The 19,276-nt window shown below is 55.7% G+C and carries 16 protein-coding genes and 2 pseudogenes; 5 read left to right on the top strand and 13 right to left on the bottom strand.

The annotated features are described in order from the left end of the window. Positions 1 to 95 precede the first annotated feature (95 nt). From recC to rppH, 9 genes and pseudogenes are all read right to left on the bottom strand, one after another. Positions 96 to 3,471, bottom strand: a pseudogene (gene recC / locus OVA10_RS06720) (exodeoxyribonuclease V subunit gamma). A 12-nt stretch (positions 3,472 to 3,483) separates the two neighbouring features. Then, positions 3,484 to 3,807: a prepilin-type N-terminal cleavage/methylation domain-containing protein gene (locus tag OVA10_RS06715; RefSeq protein WP_248859095.1), complete on the bottom strand. Its 324-nt coding sequence runs from the start codon at positions 3,805 to 3,807 to the stop codon at positions 3,484 to 3,486. Further along, positions 3,792 to 4,193 carry a DUF2509 family protein gene (locus OVA10_RS06710; protein ID WP_102104670.1) on the bottom strand — a complete coding sequence of 134 codons (402 nt, stop codon included), beginning with the start codon at positions 4,191 to 4,193 and terminating at the stop codon, positions 3,792 to 3,794. The genes OVA10_RS06715 and OVA10_RS06710 overlap by 16 nt, the downstream gene beginning before the upstream one ends. After that, positions 4,190 to 4,753 (bottom strand): prepilin peptidase-dependent protein, encoded by a 564-nt coding sequence (locus OVA10_RS06705; RefSeq protein WP_268195659.1) that lies wholly within the window; start codon positions 4,751 to 4,753, stop codon positions 4,190 to 4,192. The genes OVA10_RS06710 and OVA10_RS06705 overlap by 4 nt, the downstream gene beginning before the upstream one ends. After that, positions 4,747 to 5,208, bottom strand: coding sequence for a prepilin peptidase-dependent protein (locus tag OVA10_RS06700; protein ID WP_268195658.1), 462 nt, complete (start codon positions 5,206 to 5,208; stop codon positions 4,747 to 4,749). The genes OVA10_RS06705 and OVA10_RS06700 overlap by 7 nt, the downstream gene beginning before the upstream one ends. 184 nt (positions 5,209 to 5,392) lie before the next feature. Then, complete coding sequence (gene thyA, locus OVA10_RS06695; protein ID WP_100779086.1) at positions 5,393 to 6,187, bottom strand: thymidylate synthase; 795 nt, start codon at positions 6,185 to 6,187, stop codon at positions 5,393 to 5,395. 6 nt (positions 6,188 to 6,193) lie between these two features. Further along, positions 6,194 to 7,069: a prolipoprotein diacylglyceryl transferase gene (lgt, locus tag OVA10_RS06690; RefSeq protein WP_107702914.1), complete on the bottom strand. Its 876-nt coding sequence runs from the start codon at positions 7,067 to 7,069 to the stop codon at positions 6,194 to 6,196. Between the two features lie 189 nt (positions 7,070 to 7,258). Continuing rightward, on the bottom strand, positions 7,259 to 9,505 hold the full coding sequence (gene ptsP / locus OVA10_RS06685) for a phosphoenolpyruvate--protein phosphotransferase (protein WP_100779084.1): 2,247 nt from the start codon (positions 9,503 to 9,505) through the stop codon (positions 7,259 to 7,261). A 12-nt stretch (positions 9,506 to 9,517) separates the two neighbouring features. Next, complete coding sequence (gene rppH / locus OVA10_RS06680; protein WP_100779083.1) at positions 9,518 to 10,048, bottom strand: RNA pyrophosphohydrolase; 531 nt, start codon at positions 10,046 to 10,048, stop codon at positions 9,518 to 9,520. A 454-nt stretch (positions 10,049 to 10,502) separates the two neighbouring features. On the opposite strand from rppH, the pseudogene OVA10_RS06675 reads away from it, so the two are divergent. The 4 genes and pseudogenes from OVA10_RS06675 to OVA10_RS06660 form a co-directional block, all read left to right on the top strand. Beyond that, positions 10,503 to 10,580: pseudogene (locus tag OVA10_RS06675) on the top strand (hypothetical protein); the annotation flags it as partial. 152 nt (positions 10,581 to 10,732) lie between these two features. Beyond that, positions 10,733 to 11,419, top strand: a complete 687-nt coding sequence (gene mutH, locus OVA10_RS06670) for a DNA mismatch repair endonuclease MutH (protein WP_100779082.1) — start codon at positions 10,733 to 10,735, stop codon at positions 11,417 to 11,419. A gap of 135 nt (positions 11,420 to 11,554) precedes the next feature. Next, positions 11,555 to 11,773, top strand: coding sequence for a YgdI/YgdR family lipoprotein (locus OVA10_RS06665; protein WP_100779081.1), 219 nt, complete (start codon positions 11,555 to 11,557; stop codon positions 11,771 to 11,773). Between the two features lie 133 nt (positions 11,774 to 11,906). Then, on the top strand, positions 11,907 to 12,947 hold the full coding sequence (locus OVA10_RS06660) for an NADP(H)-dependent aldo-keto reductase (protein ID WP_102104674.1): 1,041 nt from the start codon (positions 11,907 to 11,909) through the stop codon (positions 12,945 to 12,947). Positions 12,948 to 12,999: 52 nt separating this feature from the next. On the opposite strand, the gene lplT is transcribed toward OVA10_RS06660, so the two are convergent. Then, complete coding sequence (lplT, locus tag OVA10_RS06655; protein ID WP_100779079.1) at positions 13,000 to 14,193, bottom strand: lysophospholipid transporter LplT; 1,194 nt, start codon at positions 14,191 to 14,193, stop codon at positions 13,000 to 13,002. After that, positions 14,186 to 16,345 (bottom strand): bifunctional acyl-ACP--phospholipid O-acyltransferase/long-chain-fatty-acid--ACP ligase, encoded by a 2,160-nt coding sequence (aas, locus tag OVA10_RS06650; protein ID WP_268195657.1) that lies wholly within the window; start codon positions 16,343 to 16,345, stop codon positions 14,186 to 14,188. The genes lplT and aas overlap by 8 nt, the downstream gene beginning before the upstream one ends. Positions 16,346 to 16,970: 625 nt before the next feature. On the opposite strand from aas, the gene galR reads away from it, so the two are divergent. Beyond that, complete coding sequence (galR, locus tag OVA10_RS06645) at positions 16,971 to 17,987, top strand: HTH-type transcriptional regulator GalR (RefSeq protein WP_100779077.1); 1,017 nt, start codon at positions 16,971 to 16,973, stop codon at positions 17,985 to 17,987. On the opposite strand, the gene OVA10_RS06640 is transcribed toward galR, so the two are convergent. Together OVA10_RS06640 and OVA10_RS06635 are read right to left on the bottom strand one after the other, a co-directional pair. Continuing rightward, positions 17,948 to 18,424, bottom strand: a complete 477-nt coding sequence (locus OVA10_RS06640) for a GNAT family N-acetyltransferase (protein ID WP_248859101.1) — start codon at positions 18,422 to 18,424, stop codon at positions 17,948 to 17,950. The two genes, galR and OVA10_RS06640, sit on opposite strands and share 40 nt — an antisense overlap. Further along, positions 18,421 to 19,194 carry a GntR family transcriptional regulator gene (locus OVA10_RS06635; protein ID WP_100779075.1) on the bottom strand — a complete coding sequence of 258 codons (774 nt, stop codon included), beginning with the start codon at positions 19,192 to 19,194 and terminating at the stop codon, positions 18,421 to 18,423. Before OVA10_RS06635 ends, OVA10_RS06640 begins: the two co-directional genes overlap by 4 nt. Positions 19,195 to 19,276 lie beyond the last annotated feature (82 nt).

Raw genomic sequence — 19,276 nt, 5'->3', positions numbered from 1 at the left:
GGGCACGCCAGCATCTCTTTATGTTGGTACATCAGTCCGTGACAAGAGGGGCATAATAAATGAACGCTTTCTCCTGCGCAATTTTTATACAATCATCAGGACTGATTAAATTTAAACAAAGGTAACAGATAGCGTTGAGCCTCTTGCGTAATGGCGTCGAAGTACTCCGGCTCAAGGGTTCTCCATAACCGCTGATACCAGACATCATCACCCTCTCCGCGCACCATCATATTTCCTTCATACGCCTGTAAAAACTTGCTGCGCGCTTTTTGCAGCGAGGCGTCATCCGTTAACATGGCATCATTCTGCGCGTCGTAACAGGCTTTTATCCACGCCCCCCCACTTTCTGGCAGCAACAGCAGCGGCTTGTTCATCCCCTGGCGATAGCCCTCGATATAGGGTTCGAGACAGGCCAGAGCCTGATCGGACGCCATTGGAGGGAAGCGCCATTCGCCGTCCTTACGGACGAATAAACGGCTTTCACCTTCGTTACCGCCCGCACAGTAGACAAGATGTTCGAGCCAGAGTTGCAAACCTTGTGACACACTGAGCATGGCAGGACGCCAGCGCAATAGCCCGTCCTGCTGCACCTGCTGTAGCCAGCCCGTGAGCTGAATACCGTTGCAGGTCAGATCGATTTCAAGGCTTTTTCCCGGCTGACGGAATTCAATGACGCGATCGGCCAGAGCCTGCATCTCCTGACACTGCATATCCCAGGCGATTTCTCCAAATGCACCATACGGGAGCTGGCCTGCGGCCCGATAGCGACGAAACAGCGTCTGTGCATTTTCCTCTTCAACCAGCGCATTAAGCAGCTGTTGATTCAGCTGATAGCGGCTTAATCCATTGAGGGTGAAAGGTTCTGCATCGGGGATCTCGCTCTCTTCGGAGCGGAAATTCACCTGCAACCGCTGCTGGAAAAACGCGCGTACCGGGTGCGCCCAAAACCGTTGCAACTGCTCAAAGGTGAGCGTCTCAAGCAAACGAGGCTCAAGTTGCTGAATGAAATCCGTATGGGCTTGCCCCTCTTTCCTCGCAGCGGGCAGCCATTCGCGGGCATAGCTTTGCTGTTCGTTATCGACGTAGTTAGCCGGATCGAACGGCATGCGGGTGTGGAGACAGGTGATGTGAGCTTTTACCCGCTGTTCGCTTTCGTCGCAGTTACGCGCCTCATCACCCGGCAGATAGTGGCTTTGCCCAATGTAATCGACCAGTTCCTGCACCAGCAACTGACGGAAAGCGCTCGCTGTTATCCTGAATGGAATGCCCGATATAGCTGATATAGAGCTTTTGCTGGGCCGAAATCAACGCCTCGAGGAAGAGGTAACGGTCATCGTCACGTCGGCTACGGTCACCACGCTTCGGCTGCTGGCTCATCAGATCAAAGCCCAGCGGTGCCAGCGCGCGCGGATAGATACCATCGTCCATTCCGAGCAGGCAAACGACTTTGAACGGAATCGAACGCATTGGCATTAGCGTACAAATATTGACGGGACCGGCAAGGAAGCGCTGGCTAATACGTTCCTGATCCAGGCGCTGCGTCAGTTCATCGCGAAGCAAGGAGAGCGGAATAGCCTCGCCATAATGAGATGAAATACCTTCGTCGATAATGGCCTGCCACTGTTGTTCGATAAGCGCCATCGCCGCTTCGGTGTCCGTGTCGGGCAGGAAGAAATCATTCAACATTTCCCGGCACAGTGGCTGCCATTCCTCAAGCGTGCGGGACTGCATCAGCTCGCGCCGCCAGCGATTAAGCTGCATCAACAGTGAAGCCAGATGGCCGACCAGTTCGGCAATCAGCCCTGAAGATTCATCGTAAGGCAGAACCTCATTCCACTCCCCCTGATGGCTCTCCATTGCATAGCCCAGTAGCATACGCGTCAGGCCGAACTGCCAGGTGTGTTGCCCCGTCGGCGGGAGCTCGAACTCCTGGACGTTATCATCGTCAATCCCCCAGCGAACGCCCGATTCATTGACCCACTGGCGCAGATAGCGCAGCCCCTCTTCGTCGATGTCGAAGCGAGCAGCCAGCACCGGAACATCCAGCAGCGCCAGTACGTCTTCCGAAATAAAGCGGCTATCGGGCAGAGCAAGCAGGCTGATAAACGCTTGCAAAGCCGGATGCGACTGGCGCGCCCGGCGGTCGGAAACGGCATAAGGCAGATATCGCTCGCCGGTGGCGCTACCAAACACCGCCTGAATAAACGGGCTGTAGCTGTCGATATCCGCCACCATGACCACAATATCGCGCGGCGTCAGTTCAGGATCGTCCTGCAACATCGCCAGCAGCTTGTCATGAAGCACTTCAACTTCGCGCTGCGGGCTATGACACACATGTACGGTAACGCTGCGATCCTCTGGATCCAGTTTTCGCTTCTTATCGCTGCGGGCAAACTCTTCGGCAGTGATCCCCGCGATGGCGCGGTTCTCCAGATCGAGAATATCCAGTTGTACGTTATGCAGCAGACTATCAGGAGTGATCTCCGCAAAGGCATCCACATCGCCTTCGCCGGACGAGGTGATATCGGACAGCATGTGAATGTAGTCACGCCCCAGTTTTCCCCAGGAGGCCAGCAGCGGGTTCGGCAAGTTTTGAATGCCTTCGTCATCAAAGAGCTGCGCGGCATTGTCGCTGTCTTTGAAGAGCGGGATCGCGCGCTCTTCAAAGATCCGCCGCCGTTGGCGAGCGACAAGACGGGCGAGCCATTTAGGGTCCTGAATATCCCCCCAGTAATGGCGACACGGGTTGGTGAACAGAATGTGGATATCGACATGCTTACCCAGGGCTTTTAACGCGCTCAGGTAAACAGGTGGCAGAGCGGAAATCCCGCATATAAAGACGCGCGACGGTAACCCGGCAGGCGGTTCAGAGGCCTTTTCGAGGGTTGAGATAAACCGCTCGTAAAGGTTGGCACGGTGCCACTGCGGCTGGCCCAGTTTTTCGGTGTGTTCCACCAGCGCTTTCCACAGCGGGGCCTGCCAGATTTGCGCCTCAGGCAGGCCGTCAATCAGCTCACCCTTTTCCCAGGACGTCAGCCATTCCGGGCGATAGACCAGATACTGGTCATACAGATCCGCCGTCCGCGAGGCCAGCTGGAACAGTTTACGTTTGTCGGTATCATCGCTCAGGTAGTGGCGCAGCATGGCGAACGCATCGCTCGCCAGCATATCCGGCAGCAGCGACATTAGCTTCCAGCTCATGCTTTGCTTATTAAATTCGCTTTTTTTGGGGATGTTCGGCAGGACGCGAACAAACATCTCCCAGATAAAACTCGCCGGAAGCGGGAACTCGATATTTGCCGCAATACCGAATTTTTGCGCCAGGGACATTTGCAGCCACTGAGCCATACCGGTGCTTTGCACCAGCACCATTTCTGGCTCAAAGGGATCGGCAGGATGCTCGCGCTCGACGATAAACTCCATCAATGCTTCCAGCACATCAAGACGATTTGAGTGGTAGACCCGTAACATAGACGCTCCCGACTACTGACTAAGCGGGCAATGCAGGCGTGTCATCTGACCCTGCCGCCCCAAAGGCGAAATTATAGTGACCGAGATGCTGACACATCCAGCCTGCATTGTCTGCCCCCTGTTTATCCGCCAGCCATCCGGTAACGTCCCCTGTGACAGCTGGGTCTGGCTCCAGGCAGAGTGCCAGAGCTGGCGATACTGATTGAATACCGTAAATCGCGCTGCCAGCGCCCGATGATAGCCAGACAGCGCAGTAATGACGATAACCAGTAGCATCATCGCTAACAAAACTTCCACCATACTAAATCCCTTTTGCCGGGCTAAGGTAGCTGACACAGTGCGCTCTCCTTCAGTGGACAAAAATCGCTCCAGCCATGGCGGGAGAACACCACTCGCCCGTCCTGGATTATCCCGCCGCGCCACAGCAGCAGCTCACCACTCCCCGCAATAAGCAGGACGCGATTGTCTTCAGTAACGCGCAGACAGACTCGCCCTTGCAGCCCTTTTTTGCACTGAATACCTGGCCCTACCGGCCAGAGCTGGCTTTTGCCCCACTCCAGCGCCGACTGGACGTTGGCTTGCTGCAAAATCAGCTGCCGCTCACGGCTCACCATCCGCGTAAAAGCATCGAGCTGCAGATTAAGGCCGGTCAGGGTCAGGCTGCCGATCACAAGGAGCAACAGGACCAGCGCAAGCGATGACATCCCACGTTGACGTTTCACAGATTAAATCCTGTGACACGATGTGTGACCTGTATTGGCTCGGCGTGTGGACGTGCTGTGGAAACTGTCAGCTCGATACTTAGCTCAGGCGCAAAGCCAGTGTGCTCAATTTTGCTCACCAGGAAGTGAGTCACCAACACACGTTCAGGTTCGGTTAGTTTCTCCCAGCCTTTTCCTTCGCAGCTTGTGGCTCCCCGCTGGGTTTCAAGTGCGCCAGCTTCCAAGCGAAACCCTGTTTGCTCCGCCTCTGTCGAGGGGGCATTCTCCCAGCGGCCATTGCTGTTGGCATCCCATTGCACAATGACACAGCGCCCTGCCCTACCCATCGTCAACGCGGGCCCCTGACAAGAGCCGTTGCAGTATCCGGCCCTTTGCAGCTGCTTGCCGATAGCAGTGGCTCTGAGCCAGACCTCTTCTTCTAGCTCCTGCTGTTGCTCTTGCTTGAGAATGGCTCGCTGTAATGCCGGCATAAAACGCGCGGTACTCAGCAGCAAAATACTGCTAATTGCCATTGCGATGAGTACCTCGGTCAGCGAGAAGCCGCACTGGTTTTTCAACATGTTCCCTTCCCTGTGCTGTTGCACATCCTGATACGCCCGGTGTTCGACACGATAATCAGCCATTCTCCCGCTGGGCTTTTGATGCGTATCCTCCCGGGCCAGGCGGTATCCCGTAATCCATAAAACGCCAGGGATTTCGTCAGTTCAGCAATCGTGACTTCCGGCCATGGAAAATTGAGGACCAGCCCGCTCTGAGTCTGGCAGTCCGCACTTTTCGTCGTCGCAATACATGCCTTTTCGCCGTCCTTATTCACCACGATGAGATGATCCCGGTTATAGCCGTTCGCATCGTTACGAAGCTGTACCAGGTAGTCACGTACCTGATGGGCTGTTTGCCAAAGGCGTTGCTGTTGCTGCCAACTCTGCCAGCCCGACAGCCCTGTGGCGCTGAGAATGACGACAAGGGAAATTGCCACCATGGTTTCGATAAGCGTAAAGCCGCGTTGTTTTTTCATGCCCGCAGTGTGGCGGGAAGCGCCCAGAAAAACGACAGCAGAAAGTGAAGATTACGAGGCGCTTTCCTGTGAAAATCATCCGTTGCATTACGTTGCAAAAACGCTGGAAAGCCGCTCGTAAAAGTGAAATCTGGGCAAAAAAAACCGGCGCTAAAGAGCACCGGTTGTGTCAGGATTTGATGTATCAGATAGCGACAGGGGCTTTGATACCAGGGTGGGGATCGTAACCTTCAATCTCGAAATCGTCGAAGCGATAGTCAAAGATGGATTCCGGCTTACGCTTGATAACCAGCTTCGGCAGTGCGCGCGGTTCGCGAGTCAGCTGCAGGTGCGTTTGTTCCATGTGATTGCTGTACAGGTGCGTATCGCCACCGGTCCAGACAAAATCACCGACTTCAAGGTCGCACTGCTGCGCCATCATATGAACCAGTAATGCATAGCTGGCGATGTTGAACGGCAGACCGAGGAACACGTCGCAAGAGCGCTGATAGAGCTGGCAGGACAGTTTGCCGTCAGCGACATAGAACTGGAAGAAGGCGTGACAAGGCGCCAGCGCCATTTTGTCCAGCTCGCCGACGTTCCAGGCTGAGACGATAATGCGACGTGAATCGGGATCGTTTTTCAGCTGGTTTAGCACGGTCGTAATCTGGTCAATGTGGCGACCATCTGGCGTTGGCCACGCGCGCCACTGTTTGCCGTAGACCGGGCCGAGGTCGCCGTTCTCATCTGCCCATTCGTCCCAAATCGAGACGTTGTTTTCGTGCAGATAGGCCACGTTGGTATCGCCTTGCAGGAACCAGAGCAGTTCATGAATGATCGAGCGCAAATGGCAGCGCTTGGTCGTCACCAGCGGAAAACCTTCCTGAAGGTTAAAGCGCATCTGGTGGCCAAAAATAGAGAGCGTTCCGGTGCCGGTGCGATCGTTTTTTGGCGTGCCCTCGTCGAGCACTTTTTTCATCAATTCAAGATACTGTTTCATGGTTCCTCAGGAAAGCTGTTGCTGTGGACGACGACGATACGCCCAAATCATCATTATGATACCCGCGACAATCATCGGGATGGAGAGAATCTGCCCCATGCTGATGTACTGTACCCATTCCCCGGTGAATTGCTGATCCGGCTGGCGGAAGAATTCAACGATGATTCGGAACGCACCATAACCAATCAGGAACAGCCCGGAGACGGCACCCATTGGACGCGGTTTGCGGATAAAGAGATTCAGAATGATAAACAGCACCACACCCTCAAGCGCCAGCTCATACAGCTGCGACATGTGGCGCGGCAGTGAGCCGTAGGTGTCGAAGATAGACTGCCACTCTGGGTGGGAAGGCAGCAGCGCAAGGTCTTCCGCACGTGAGTTCGGGAACAGCATCGTAAAGGAGACACTCGGATCGACACGACCCCACAGTTCCCCGTTAATGAAGTTACCGAGACGACCCGCGCCCAGACCAAACGGGATCAGTGGGGCAATAAAATCAGCCACCTGGAAGAAGTTGCGTTTGGTGCGTTTGGCGAAGATGACCATCACCAGAATCACACCTATCAGACCGCCGTGGAAGGACATGCCTCCGTCCCAGACGCGGAACAGGTAAAGCGGATCGTTCAGGAAAATCGGGAAGTTGTAGAACAGCACATAGCCGATACGCCCACCGAGGAATACCCCGAGGAACCCGGCATAGAGCAGGTTTTCAACTTCGTTTTTCGTCCATCCGCTGCCCGGACGACTGGCGCGACGACCCGCAAGCCACATGGCAAAGATGAAGCCGACCAGGTACATGAGACCGTACCAGTGAAGCGCAACGGGACCGATTGAGAAAATGACCGGATCAAATTCCGGAAAATGCAGATAACCACTGTTCATCTGTCACCACAAGATGTTGTTATTCCGCTGAAAGTGGACAGCGAAAAATAAGCGCGCGCAGGGTTAACCCACGCTCCAAAGTTGCGAATCATAGCACAAGGCAGGCGCGGAGGATGCGCCTGAGATGTAAAAGATGTGTATAGAGAATGGAGCCGAGTGTCGCTCCATTCGTGTAGGGAATGGGAAAGTTTAGCGACCACCGCGGATCAAACCGCCCATGCCGCGACGCTCCATAAAGGCCGCGACCTGGTGACGGACTTCCGTCGCCAGCTGTGCCTCAAGGCTGCGTTTTGCCAGCTCCTGAGCATCTTCGATTTCGATGTGGCGCAGCAGATATTTCACACGCGCCACCGAGCGACCGTTCATCGACAAATGACGGAAGCCAAGACCGATCAGGATCGCCACACACATGGAATCCCCTGCCATTTCACCGCACAGGCGCAGGTCGATTCCGTACAATTCGGCGTCACGCGCAATCATCGCCAGCGCACGCAGCATCGCCGGGTGCAGGCTGTCGTAAATGCTCGCGACGCGCGTATTGTTACGGTCCACCGCCAGAATGTACTGGGTCAGATCGTTCGTACCGACCGAGATGAAATCCACGCGGTTGGCCAGCTGTGGCAGCATAAAGACCATCGAAGGGACTTCAAGCATCACGCCGAGGCGCGGTTTGGGAATCGCATAACCGATCATCTCTTCCACTTCGCGCCCAGCACGTTCGATCAAGCGACGCGCTTCGTCGACTTCGTCCAGACTGGTCACCATCGGCAGAAGAATGCTGAGATTTCCGGTGGCTGCGTTAGCACGCAGCATGGCGCGCACCTGCACCAGGAAAATCTCCGGCTGATCGAGCGTAATGCGGATCCCACGCCAGCCAAGGCACGGGTTTTCTTCACTGATGGGCATGTACGGCAGCTGTTTATCCGCGCCAACATCCAGCGTTCGCAGGGTGACGGGCTTGTCGTTAAACATCTGCAGCATTCCCTGATACTGCGCCACCTGCTCCTCTTCGGAAGGGAAGCCGCTTTGCAACATGAACGGAATTTCAGTGCGGTACAGGCCAATGCCGTCGATACGGCTGCCGAGCTTCTCTTCGTGCGCCGGACTAAGGCCTGCATTGAGCATCACCTTAACCCGCTCGCCGCTTTTCAACTGCGCGGGCAGATCGACGTCATCTTCCGCCAGGCGGCTTAATTCGTTTTCTTCACTGATTAATCGCTGATATTCCTGCAGCAGTACGGGCTCAGGATCGACCAGCAGCTCACCGCGATAACCGTCGACCACCAGGGTGCGGCGTTGCAGCACCGAAGGCTGAATATCCGCGCCCATGACGGTGGGAATACCCAGCGCGCGCACCATAATGGCCGCGTGGGAGTTGGCTGCGCCATCGCGCACCACGACGCCTGCCAGTCGGTCATGCGGCAGTTCGGCGAGAGTAGTTGCCGACAGTTCATCGGCGACCAGCACAAAGCGTTTTGGCCAGGCGTTTTCGCCCTGAATGGTATCGTCGAGATGGAACAGCAGACGCTGGCCCAGACTTCGCAGATCGCCCGCACGCTCTTTCAGATAACCGTCTGTCAGGGAGGCAAACTGCTCAGCGAACCGTTCGATGACCTTTTTCACCGCCCATTCCGCCACCGATCCTTTGTCCACTTCGGCAAAGAGTTCGCGGCGCAGGCGCGCATCGGACAGCAGGTGGGAATAAAGGTCAAAAATCGCTGCCGTCTCTTTCTGCGCCCCCGCGGCAAAACGCTTACTGTAGCGACGGAATTCGTTGGAGGCCTCTTCCAGCGCACCGGTCAGACGTTCGCGTTCAAGGGCAGCGTCCAGCGTGGAGGCTTCGTACACCTGCTCCATGAGCGGCAGCGTGGCGTCCATCCACCCTTCGGCGATGGCCACGCCCGGCGATGCGGGCAGCGCACGGATACGCGTCTGGCGATACTGGCCAAACAGCGCGGCTAACTGAGACTGGGAGAGGATTGCGGCCATTTGCGTGGCCAGCGTTACGAGGAATGACTCCTCGCTTTCGTCAAACTGGCGAAGCTCACGCTGCTGCACCACCAGTATCCCAAGAAGCTGGCGGCGCTGAATGATAGGGACACCTAAAAACGCGCGAAAACGCTCTTCCTTGACGGAAGGGATATATTTAAAGCTGGGGTGTTTTTGCGCATCGGCGAGGTTGATGGGTTCCGCCAGCCGTCCAACGAGGCCAACGATCCCTTCATCAAAGGCGAGCGCAACGGTGCGACCACGCGGTTTTTTCAACCCACGTGTCGCCATCAGGTAATAACAGCGTCGATCGTGGTCGGCCAGATACACCGAACAGACTTCGGTTTCCATCGCAAGACAGATGTCGGTCACCAGAATGTCCAGCGCCTCATTGAGGCGCGGAGCACTGGCAACCTTTTCGACTATTTCTCGCAAGCGGGTGAGCATGATGTGCGTTGCTTAACCTCTTTTACGTCGCCAGGCAGGTGGGCTTTGCGGTTTAGGAGGGGCCTCCTGAAACGCAATCACCACACTTGCAAACTCTTTCATCACCCTGCGGTAAACGTCGCGCTTAAAGGACACGACCTGACGAACGGGATACCAGTAGCTCACCCAACGCCAGCCATCGAACTCTGGCGTACTGCTGGTTTGCATATTGATTTCCGAGTCGTTGCTCACCAATTGCAGAAGAAACCACTTTTGTTTCTGGCCGATACAAACCGGCTTTGTGTCCCAACGCACCAAACGTTTCGGTAACTTGTAACGCAACCAGTTGCGGGTCGAAGCCAGGATGCGAACATCTTTTCGGCTTAAGCCGACTTCTTCGAACAGCTCCCGATACATCGCTTGTTCTGGGGACTCTCCTGGATTGATCCCGCCTTGCGGGAATTGCCAGGAGTGCTGACCATACCGTCTTGCCCACATAACCTGGCCCTGACGATTACAAATTACGATACCTACATTCGGGCGGTAGCCATCGTCATCAATCACCGGACTACCTCAAACTAAACCTTATATATGATCGATTGTTTCATACTCCTGTGAGGCGGTAAACCACTCTCTTACAGGGCTGCGAACGAATAACATTTGAATAACTCACAATTTTCACTCAAGTTATAAACAGATGACGGACAAGAAGGGCCATTTTATTCACTTTTTCTGTGGATATAGTTGTGAAGAAGTATGGAATTACCGCTGGACAACATTGCGGGAAGGAAATCACCCCGCAATCTCATCGAGAAATAAATAGCTATATTTCATTATCTTAATGGGTAACCTCTGTGAATAAGACGCCATAACGTGACGATCATCACATGAGAGATCCGCGTGCTGATGAAAGATCGAACAGCGTCGGTTTTATCCACAGATTGTGCCAATAACTTAGGCACTATTTGTGTGAAAATTCGATTTTCGTCGCACGTCAAGGCTGTAAATTGAAACAGTAGTGAGGGTTATTCCCACTTATCCCACTTTTCTGTGGATAACATGGTGTAAGATCCTGTTCATTGTCAGTGACCAGTTTTGAACAACCCGATTTTACCCTTTTTATCCGGCAGTGGATTTGTCTTAAAAATGCTGATAAATCATCAACCTGCCATATCGCTAAAGAAATAGTTAAACTCTATCCACAAGGTCTGCTTTTACGGTTCATTTTTTAATCAAAGGTTTAACGTTATGCTTCCGCTCCTTCCACTCACCTCCCCTCCGGCTACTGAAGCGCAGTTATTGCAGCAGGCACAACGCGTCGCGGGCTACTCGCTCGGCGAGCTGGCGGCCATGGCGGGCTTGCCGATTCCTGCGGATCTGAAACGGGATAAAGGCTGGATCGGTGTGTTGCTGGAGCGCTGGCTTGGCGCAAGCGCGGGCAGTAAACCCGAGCAGGATTTTGCCGCTCTCGGGGTGGAGCTTAAAACCATCCCCATTGATCGCCAGGGAAAACCACTGGAAACCACCTTTGTCTGCGTTGCGCCGCTCACCGGGAATACGGGTGTGACCTGGGAAATGAGCCACGTACGCCATAAGCTCAAGCGCGTGCTATGGGTGCCCATCGAAGGCGACAGAGCTATTCCCCTTGCGGATCGCCGCGTGGGTGCGCCACTGCTGTGGAGCCCAAACGAAGAGGAAGAGCGGCAGCTTTCGCAGGACTGGGAGGAACTAATGGATATGATCGTGCTGGGTCAGGTCGAGCGGATTACCGCGCGTCATGGCGAGGTGATGCAGTTACGCCCGAAAGCCGCTAACAGCAAGGCGCTGACCGAGGCGATTGGCGCTCAGGGAGAACCGATCCTGACGCTGCCGCGCGGCTTCTATTTAAAGAAGAACTTCACCGGTGCTCTGCTGGCTCGTCACTTTTTCGCTTAAACGCGGTTTTTAGCCGAAGTTTGAACTGAATCAAACACATTCACCTGATGTTTAAGATTTTACTGCTTCCTCCTGACGCTTTCTCAGGTTATTACTACACTATGATGTGATACGAGCCAGGTGAGGATGATAACGATGAAAAAATGGGCAGTGATAATCTCAGCGGTGGGTTTAGCGTTTGCGGTTTCAGGTTGTAGCAGTGATTACGTTATGGCGACAAAAGACGGTCGAATGATTCTGACTGACGGCAAACCCGAAGTCGACGACGATACCGGCCTTGTAAGCTACAACGATCAGCAGGGCAATAAGATGCAGATCAATCGCGACGAAGTTTCGCAAATCATCGAAAGATAAACAGTTAAAGGTCAGTTGCTTACTGGCCTTTTTGATTTTTTTCTTCCCCTTTTGCTCCCCCTCTGCCATGTTTATAGTCCTTCGTCGGGGAGATTCCTGACGCCGTCAATTTACACAGTATAGGAAGCCGGCTATGCATTATCACCGTATCCCCCACAGCACTCTGGAGATCAGCCAACTGGGGTTGGGCACGATGACATTCGGTGAACAAAACAGCGAAGCCGATGCCCATGCGCAACTCGATTACGCCGTCAGCCAGGGGATCAACCTGATTGATGTGGCCGAAATGTACCCGGTGCCTCCGCGCCCGGAAACCCAGGGATTGACCGAAACCTACGTTGGCAACTGGCTGGCGAAAAACGGCAATCGCGAAAAGCTGGTGCTGGCGTCGAAAGTCAGCGGCCCGTCGCGCAATAACGACGCGGGCATTCGTCCGAATCAGATTCTGGATCGCAAAAATATCCGCGCCGCGCTGGATGCCAGCCTGAAGCGCTTGCAGACCGACTATCTCGATTTATACCAGGTTCACTGGCCTCAGCGCCCGACCAACTGCTTCGGCAAGCTGGGCTATACCTGGAGCGACAGCGCGCCGGTGGTGACCCTGCTCGAAACCCTGGAAGCTCTGACCGAGTGTCAGCGCGCCGGTAAGATCCGCTATATTGGCGTCTCGAACGAAACGGCGTTCGGCGTGATGCGCTATCTGCATCTGGCCGATAAGCACGATTTGCCGCGCATTGTGACCATTCAGAACCCTTACAGCCTGGTTAACCGCAGTTATGAAGTGGGTCTGGCGGAAGTGACACAGTATGAAGGCGTTGAGCTGCTGGCTTATTCCTGCCTCGGCTTCGGGACGTTGACCGGTAAATACCTCAACGGCGCAAAACCTGCTGGGGCACGTAATACCCTGTTCAGCCGTTTTACCCGCTACAGCGGTGAGCAAACGCAGAAAGCCGTTGCGGCGTATGTTGATATCGCGAAACGTCACGGTCTGGACCCGGCACAGATGGCATTAGCCTTTGTGCGTCGTCAGCCGTTCGTGGCAAGCACCCTGCTGGGTGCCACCACAATGGAGCAGTTGAAAACGAACATCGACAGTTTCCATCTGGAGCTGAGCGAAGAGGTGCTGGCGGAGATTGAGGCGGTGCATCAGGTTTACACCTATCCGGCACCGTAACGCGTTTTGATCTGGTATGCCGGGTAAGGCGAAGTCGCCGCCCGGCAATCCGTTACCGACGACGCTGCCAGAGCCACAGCCCCGCAATTGCCAGCGCAAACAACCCACCGAACCCGATGCCGATGCCCACGACCGGTAATCCCACTTTAACCGCCAGCGAATACAGCCCCAGCATCAGCAGCATCGCGGTGTTTTCACCGAGATTTTGCACCGCAATCGCGTTACCCGCCCCGACGGTCTGTTTACCACGCTCCTGCAGGAGTGCGTTCAGCGGTACAACAAAGAAACCACCGAGCATACCAATCAGGATCAGCAGCACGTAAGCCGGCAGCAGCGCATGTTGCAGGGAGAAAAACAGCACGCCAACACCAATCAAAATCCCCGCAGGCATACAGCGCGATACGGTTTCCAGGGTGACCAGCTTCGCTGCCACACCGGCCCCGACCACAATCCCCACAGCGACCATCGCGTTGAGATAGGTGGGCGTGGCGTTATCGGTGATCCCGAGCGCCGTCGGCACCCACAATACCAGCAGGAAGCGCAGCGTCACGCCCGCGCCCCAGAACATGCTGGTGCCCAGGAGGGAGAAGCGCGTTTCGCCGTTACGCCACAGCACGCGGCAGGCATTGAAGAAACTGGCCGTCATCGGCGTAAAGCGCCAGGATTGCCCCGGACGCGCCACGGGCAGCGTCGGGATAAACAGGTTCGCCACGACTGCGCCCGCATACACCAGCGCACACACACCCAGCGCGGCCAGCACATGCCAGTCCGCCAGCACACCACCGGCGACGGAGCCGAGCAGAATGGCGGCAATTGTCGAGGACTCCATCAGGCCGTTGGCTTTAACCAGTTTGTCGCCGGTGGTCAGCTCCCCCAGAATCCCGTATTTCGCCGGTGAATACGCCGCCGCGCCAATCCCCACCAGCGTGTAGCCGATGAAGGGATTAAAGCCGAAGCAGATACTCGCCGCGCCCAGCAGTTTGAGACTGTTGGCGAACATCATTACGCGCCCTTTAGGGAAACTGTCAGCCACCTGCCCGACAAACGGCGCAAAAATGATGTAAGCACCCACAAACACCATCTGCAGGATGGGCTGGCTCCAGTCCGGATAAAACTCGGCTTTCAGCAGCGCCAGCGTGGCAAATAGCAGCGCATTGTCGCCAAAGGCCGAAAGGAACTGAGCGCTGGTCACCGCCATCATGCCCTTTGACCACAGGGAGGTGTTAGTGTGTACTGACTCACGCATTATGCTGTTCCGCCTCATCAACCATGCCTTTCAGCGCGACAAAATCGGGTTTACCGCTGCCGAGCACCGGTAACTGTTTCAGATAACGAATATCGCGCGGCACGGCCAGCTCAGGCACGCCATGCTCGCGGGCGTAGTGCAGAAGCTGCTCGCGTTTCAGTTCGCTGTCGGTGGTAAAGAGCACCAGCGCTTCGCCTTTGCTCGCGTCGCTCTTAATCGCCGTGGCATGCATTTTGTCGGCAGAAACCGCTGTCGCCAGCTGTTCCACCATTTCCAGTGAGACCATCTCCCCGGCGATTTTGGCAAAGCGTTTGGCGCGGCCTTTGATTTGCACGAAGCCCTGCTCATCAAAGCGCACAATATCGCCCGTGTCATACCAGCCGGTTTCGACCTCGCCCTGCGCGTTTTCCGCCGTCGGCGCTTCAAGCACGCCTGGGTTTTCCACACGCAGATAGCCATTCATCACGTTTGGCCCTTTGAGCTGCAGGCGACCGCCATCTTCAATGCCCGGCACCGCTAACAGACGTGCGTCCATGCCCGGCAGAATGCGCCCGACCGTGCCAGGCTTCGCCGCCATCGGCACGTTGATCGAGACCACCGGGGCACACTCTGTCACGCCGTAACCCTCAAGAATGCGCAGACCAAACTTGTCCTGCCAGATTTGACGGGTGCTGTCCTGCAGTTTCTCTGCTCCCGCCACCACGTAGCGCACGCGGAAGAAATCATACGGATTGGCGAAACGCGCATAGTTGCCAAGAAACGTTGAGGTGCCAAACAGCACCGTACAGTTACGGTCATACACCAGTTCCGGTACAACTCGGTAATGCAACGGGCTAGGATAAAGGAACACCTCGGCGCCCGTGAACAGCGGCGTAAACAGACCGACCGTCAGGCCAAAGGAGTGGAAAAGCGGCAGCGCCGACATAAAACGATCGTTCGCGGTGAAGTCGGCAATGGTTTTGATCTGCTCGACGTTCGCCAGAATACTTTTATGGGAGTGGACAACCCCCTTCGGATTGCCTTCAGAACCGGAGGTAAACAGAATAATGGCTGCATCTTCCGGCTGCTGTTTAACCTGCGCCAGACGTGGCGCCAGCAGATGAGCAAAGATCCACAGCTTATCGGCAAGGGTAACGTCAGCTTTTAAATCTTCGAGGAACACCCAGCGCACCTGCTTGAGCTGCTCCGGGAGATGCCAGAGTTTGCCTTTATCGAGGAACTGGCGCGAAGTGAAAACGGTTTTGATCTCCGCAGCCGTTATCGCGCTGGTCAGCCCTTTCACACCCGCCGTGTAGTTCATCATCGCCGGAATGCGTCCGCGCGAGACCGCACCGAAAATCACCGCCGCGCTGATCCCGGCGTTAGGCAGCATCAGACCAATTTTTTCCCCGTGCTGGCTGTATTTTTCCAGAATACGGCCCACAAACAGGGTTTTGGTCAGCAGCTTGCGATAGGTATCGGGCGTGAAATTGATATCTTCAATGCAGTTTTTCTTCGCGCCAAAACGGTCCTGCGCGGAGAGAAGCGATTCATATAAGGTTTCGCGCGGGCGCACGGCCATGCGCGCTTCCATCATAATTTGATGGAGCATTTCGCCTGCGATCTTGCGGCGATCCCGTGCGCGCGGTGCTTCAGGCATCGGCAGCGTGGTCGGAGGCAAAATGTGGAGGGTGATTTGCGGGAACAGGCGCTGCTTCACCAGCCCTTTCAGACGGCTGAAATAGGTCAGCTCTGCCCCTTCGATGCGAAGCGGCACCACGGTGGCTTTGGATTTCGCCGCGACAAACCCCGCGCCGTCGTAGATTTTCATCAGCGAGCCGGTCACGGTAAGACGCCCTTCCGGGAAGATCACCACCGGACGGCCCTGCTCGATCAGGCGCACCAGATGTTTAATCATCATCGGTTTGGTCGGATCGAGGGGAACAAAATCAATCAGCGGCGCCAGCCAGCGCATAAACCACTTCTGGCTGATGGAGCTGTAGACCGCGAAGACCGGACGGCCAGGCAGGAAAAGTGCCAGCAAAACGCCGTCGATAAAGGAGACGTGGTTTGGAGTGATGAGCACGCGCTCGCCGCGCAATGACTGAGTGTCCCCCGTCAGGCGGACGCGAAAGAGGATACGAAACAAGGTACGGAAGAACCCAAATAGCATTTCAACTCCCTTTGCCTGTTAAATTTTAGGGTTACGCTAAATTGTGGCAGATTACACGAGAAGTGCAGGCGGGAGGAGAGGTAGCGTATTTCAGGCGAAAAAAAACCTGCGCATCCGCGCAGGCTGGTGCAAGAGATGAGTACGAAACCGTACCAAGAATTCTCACCAATCAATACCTCTGGGATCTTGATTGTGGCTGCTGGCAATCCGCTTCGCCAGCGCGAAAACGCAAGGGAATGAGCCTAAGTGCAACCAGGTGTGAAAAATATCGATTGCTGTTACATGTTGAAGTTACAGACAAAAAAAACCTGCGTATGGACGCAGGTTGGTGTAATTCGTGTTAATCAACCGGAGTCGATTTCACCTATCAATACCTCTGGGATCTCGACTTTAGCAATCTGTTCACATTCTCCACCAGCAGACAATCGCAACAGCCTGCCGCAAAGTGTAAGCAAAGGTTCGCTTTGACATTATTCTGACATGCTTCCCCGTGTAACGATTACACTGTTTTCCCATGTTCTGCGTCACGTTTGCGAGGTGCATTGCGGGCCAGCCCTTGAATGCACCTCGGTTTTCCGCAACACTATTGAGTGTGTAAACGCTTACCCCCTAAAGAAGGTATTTAATGGCGACAATTAAGGATGTGGCTCGTCTGTCAGGTGTTTCTGTGGCGACCGTTTCTCGCGTCATCAACAATTCACCGAAAGCCAGCGATGCGTCCCGTCAGGCCGTGCAAAGCGCCATGGAAACCCTGAACTATCATCCCAACGCCAACGCGCGCGCCCTGGCGCAGCAGTCGACGGAAACCGTGGGTCTGGTGGTCGGCGACGTGTCGGATCCCTTTTTCGGCGCGATGGTCAAAGCGGTTGAACAGGTGGCGTACCAGACCGGCAATTTCCTGCTGATCGGCAACGGCTACCATAACGAACAAAAAGAGCGCCAGGCCATTGAGCAGCTGATACGCCATCGCTGCGCCGCCCTGGTGGTTCACGCCAAAGTCCTCCCCGACGCCGAACTGCTGCATCTGATGAAACAGATCCCCGGCATGGTTCTGATTAACCGCATTATCCCCGGCTATGAGAAACGCTGCGTGGCACTGGACGATCGCTACGGCGCCTGGCTTGCCACACGCCATCTGATCCAGCAGGGTCATACGCGCATTGGTTATCTCTGTTCAAACCACCAGATTTCCGATGCCGAAGATCGTCTGCGCGGCTATTACGATGCCCTGCGCGAAAGCGGCCTGCCGTGCAACGACCGTCTGGTCACCTATGGCGAACCCGACGAGAGCGGCGGCGAGCAGGCGATGACGGAGCTGTTAGGTCGTGGGCGGAATTTCACCGCCGTGGCCTGCTATAACGACTCGATGGCCGCGGGTGCGATGGGGGTGCTGAACGATAACGGTATCGACGTACCGGCAGAAATTTCGCTGATTGGTTTCGATGATGTGCTGGTCGCGCGCTACGTGCGCCCGCGCTTAACCACCGTGCGCTATCCGATTGTGACCATGGCAACGCAGGCCGCTGAACTGGCCCTGGCGCTGGCCGAAAAACGCCCGCCGCCAGATATCACTCACCTGTTCAGCCCGACGCTGGTTCGCCGTCACTCCGTGGTTGCCCCCGCAGATCCGGTCAGCGAATAGCGATAGAGATGGACGTTTTTATTCGGGTATTCCAGCGCATCGCCGATGTACTGCCAGCCGTAGCGCTCATAAAAGTCCCGGCAGGCTGACCAGAGATGCAGCTCGGAATACCCGGCCTTTGCGGCATAGCCCATCACATGCTCCTGCAACTGCCCTGCCAGCCCTTTCCCGCGCGCGGCGTCGTCAACGTACAGCGCCGCCAGCCACGGAAAGAGATCCTGGCGTGTCATCAAATCACAGCGCCATAATCCCACGGTGCCCAGCAGTGTTTCGCCCTCGACCGCCACAAACGTGAGCGGCAGTGCGCCCGGCGTCTGGCTGTGTTCGATGATGCTGGCAAAGAATTCACGCGGTAAACCGTCACCAAACGCCTGCCATAGCCAGTCGGTTACGCGCTGGGCATGGTGCGCAGCGGCATAAAGGGGAATGATCTTCACACCAGTTTCCCCTGGAAAAGCGGGACAGATTCAAAAAGATAGCCGTCAAAATCCGGCGCGTCTTCATCCGACAGCTCCAGCAGGCTTTTTTTGACGTTTTCCAGGTGCTGGAACATGGCCTGCCACGCCCCCATCACGTCGCGACGACGCAGGGCCGCGAGAATGGTCTGGCGATCGCCAAGCCACTTCAGGCGATATGCGCGGCTGGCGATGTGAACGTTGAACTGCTGCCACAGCGGGCTGCTGTCCATGTGGTGCCAGACGCTCTCGACAGTCGCCAGCAGCATCTGGTTTTGCGTTGCGCCCGCCAGCACCAGGTGGAACATCTTGTTGTTATCCTGGCTGTGATCGTCGGCGGCAATCGCGCGCTGCTCCTGCTCGATGATGCGGCGCAGATTATCAATATCCGCGCGGGTCGCCATTTTCGCGGCAAAGGCGGCAATATTGCTTTCGAGCAGCTGGCGCGCCTGCAAAATCTCAAACGGGCCGACGTCGCTATTTAAAAAGCGCTCTTCCTCGTTTTCGTGCTCTTCGGGGATGCGCATCACGTAAACGCCGGAACCCTGACGGATATCGACGGTACCCTGCAACTCCAGCATGAGTAAGGCTTCGCGCACGATGGTGCGGCTGACGCCGTACGTCTCGGCGATATTGCGCTCAGGCGGCAGACGGGACCCCACAGGATAGTGACCGTCGATGATTTGCGTGCGCAGATCATCGCCAATCTCCTGGTACTGTTTTTTTTCTGGCGGAACGACGGCCTTCTCCACGATTTCACCTGTACTGACAGTTGAGTTGACGCTCGGGCCGGGCATCCTCCCGGCCAGTTGGCGGCTATTTTACCAGAACCTG

Source organism: Lelliottia sp. SL45, from assembly GCF_026672535.1.
Taxonomy (GTDB): domain Bacteria; phylum Pseudomonadota; class Gammaproteobacteria; order Enterobacterales; family Enterobacteriaceae; genus Enterobacter; species Enterobacter nimipressuralis.
Note: the sequence above shows the minus strand (reverse complement) of the source record. Positions and strands in the feature narration are given on the sequence as shown.